The sequence below is a fragment of the Caballeronia sp. genome, assembly GCF_049581465.1.
In the GTDB taxonomy this organism is placed as follows: domain Bacteria; phylum Pseudomonadota; class Gammaproteobacteria; order Burkholderiales; family Burkholderiaceae; genus Caballeronia.
Genome location: NZ_JBAUSA010000132.1, coordinates 1 through 2,092, shown reverse-complemented (window position 1 = coordinate 2,092; position 2,092 = coordinate 1). Strand labels below are relative to the sequence as shown.

The 2,092-nt window shown below is 55.5% G+C and carries 2 pseudogenes; one reads left to right on the top strand and one right to left on the bottom strand.

The window, feature by feature from the left end:
* Nucleotides 1–298 (bottom strand): annotated as a pseudogene (locus WCA53_RS03450) (AraC family transcriptional regulator); the annotation flags it as partial.
* Between the two features lie 1,535 nt (nucleotides 299–1,833).
* On the opposite strand from WCA53_RS03450, the pseudogene WCA53_RS03445 reads away from it, so the two are divergent.
* A pseudogene (locus tag WCA53_RS03445) lies at nucleotides 1,834–2,092 on the top strand (hypothetical protein); the annotation flags it as partial.

The following is a 2,092-nucleotide window of genomic DNA, read 5'->3' as shown; positions in this document are numbered from 1 at the left end:
CGTCGAAGCCGCCGTAGTGCCGCGCGTCGAGTCCGTCGGTCCAGACACGAACCAGCGACGAGCACGCGACGTTGCCGCCCTCGACCGACAGGAAGCGCACGTCGTAGGTCCAGTCACTACGCGCCTTCGATACCGCCAGTTCGTTCGCGACGTGAAAAACTTCCGCGACGATGCCGGCGCCGAGCAGGGAAAAGCCGTCGAACAACAAAATCGCGATCCGGCGAACTTCCACCTGCGTGCTTCGTGCTGCGGGCTGCAACCATCCCATTACCGCGGGTTCAAGACTGGCGTATGGCATGGCGCTCCCCTGCAAACTTGGTGAATCCGGCTTGGCCGAATATTGGGTTGCTATTGCGGTGCATCATAGACACCCTCGGATTTGTTTATCTTGCCGTGACGGAATATAGCGAGATGTTGGCGTAAAAACTCCAGCGCCGCCAATCAAATACATTTAACTGCGTGCGGTGCCGATCATTCATTAAATTCTAGATTCCGCGGCTACGTTTTTCGGTAAAAATGATTAGCCCGACATTGCCAATCCGACCGCCGTTTCATTGCAAGACGAATGCCAAGACGATCGGATAGGTCATATCGGACATGCATGCCAAACGCTCTGAACGTCATACAAATCAAGCTTCACACGGCTTTTGAAAGCCATGCGTGGCAAGGGTCCCCGCTTTTTGTTTGCAAACGCAGGGAAGTACATCGCGGGAGCAGAAAGACGAAAATGTTTCGTTACTGAAACACGGTGACGGGAGCTTGAATTGAATCCCTATAAGAATATTACGGTTTTATGTTCAATAGCCAACACGAAAAAAACACATCGCTTTAAAACTCAAGTAGTAAAACGTCGGGTTTAACGCATTTGATCTATAAGCAACATATTTTGCGAATGTTGGGTAGCGCACATACGATTATATTTTTTTGTAATTCATCGAATCGACGTTTCAATAAGGAAACGAAATAGTTTCGTCTGTCGAACGACGGCAAATCAGAAAGAAAGCATTTTATTAATTAGCGTACCCTTCACGAAGGCCCGCCACTCAAGCTAATAGAACGCCTTTGCGTGACCCGAAATGCGGCAAGCCCGCACACGGATTTGCCGAACACGGCGCAAAAGGTCGATTCGCTGGCGTCATCGGCCGATTGTGCGCAACCATTTTCGTACCACTGGTCTAGTGTTTGCGGCGGCCGGAACCCATCCTGTCAGCTGCGCCTTGCCACGATCCGTACGCTGCGAGCAACACCCTTGGCGCCTGTTGCGTTTTGATACAGAAAAGTTACGTGATTACTCGCGCTTGGGAGGCGCCGCGCATCGCGCCGGATCGGCCAGATTGTCGCGCTCTGCCGCCAGCCTTTCGCGGCGGGTCCGGTCGATGCAGTTAGCATCCGACAAGGTCTATCCCGAGGGCTGGCAAGTTCGCTGAGCCTCCCCTATTCTCAGCGCTACTCGCCGCGCGCCGCACGGCCTTGGCGGCCTGACCCGCAGCCTTGGCGCAAGACGAATTCGTTCCGGTGCTGCACTGCGGCATCTGAAAGGGAGAAGTTTTTGCTTTTGTCGTGCGGATTACTGACGCGCCGATGGAAAACGTTTCATTCGCGTAGCACTAGCGTGGGCGTCGTCCCTTCGAGCGACACAAACGGCCCTGTGAACGGCATTTTGCCGGTGCTGCCTTGCACGACATTCGGTTCTGGAGTGTGATGAAAAACGCGATAGCGGGAAAAAATACCGTAGCGAAAGCGCTACACGCAAGCCGCACATGGGCGCGAGATACCGGTAGACATGCGGGGAGACATACGGGGATCTTACTGATCTGCGCCCTGGTTACGATCGTGACGGCGACAGGCTGTCGCGGGGAGAACGACGCAAACGCCGCTTCGCCGGCGCAGGCGTTCGCACCGCCCGCCAACGCGGTCACCGCAGAGAGTATCGACGGCGCATCCTGGACGCCTTGCGCGGCCGAATACGGGCATTGCTCGTTTGCGGGAGCGAAGAAGGTCCTGTACGGCACGCCGGAGAAGCATGTCGTCAAGACGTTCACCGACGGCACCGGCTGTGACAATGGCGTGTTCGACGACCCCGCTCCCGGCG